This is a genomic window from Ruegeria sp. AL11 (assembly GCF_056540865.1).
In genome coordinates this window covers 1-500 of sequence record NZ_JBQFXO010000102.1, presented here as the reverse complement: position 1 = coordinate 500, position 500 = coordinate 1, and the positions used below count along the sequence as shown (strand labels likewise).

Sequence of the window (500 nt, the reverse complement as noted above, 5' to 3'; positions counted from 1 at the left end):
CAACAGTTCGGTCTTTATCACGGCTACCGGCCAATCGGGCCATTTCCTGTCGCGCTATTACGACGATCAGGCGCAGCTGTGGCGGCGTGGCGAGTATATTCCCATGTCGCTGGACCTTGACCTTGCCCGCGCCGCTGCTGTCGGAGTGACCAATCTGATCCCACGTTAAGCATCAGGGTTTCGGCGACTCCCCGCCCCTTTTTGTCCGGACCGTGGACGCCATGCGGCAGTTTCGCCTACCATCACCGGGCGAACTGTTTCGGACCAGGGGGAAACTATGGCCAGCATTCGGGATACTCTGAACAACCTTGCCCGGGATTACGCAATCGCCTGGAGTTCAGGTGACGCCGATGCCGTTGCCAGTTTTTTCGCGCTGGACGGACGGATTACAATCAACAGAGGTGACCCGATCGAAGGGCGCGCAGCGATTGCCGATATGGCCCGGGGTTTCTACGCCGATTTTCCTGATCTGGAGGTGCGCTGCGACATGATGCGATGGG

The 500-nt window shown here is 59.2% G+C and carries 2 protein-coding genes; both read left to right on the top strand.

Going from position 1 to position 500, the window contains the following annotated elements; all coding sequences use genetic code 11:
* The coding region (locus ACR0IP_RS23505; RefSeq protein WP_480528210.1) for a penicillin acylase family protein at positions 1-169 on the top strand (169 nt) is incomplete at its 5' end.
* A gap of 108 nt (positions 170-277) precedes the next feature.
* A partial coding sequence (locus ACR0IP_RS23500) for an SgcJ/EcaC family oxidoreductase (RefSeq protein WP_480528209.1) occupies positions 278-500 on the top strand: 223 nt, incomplete at its 3' end.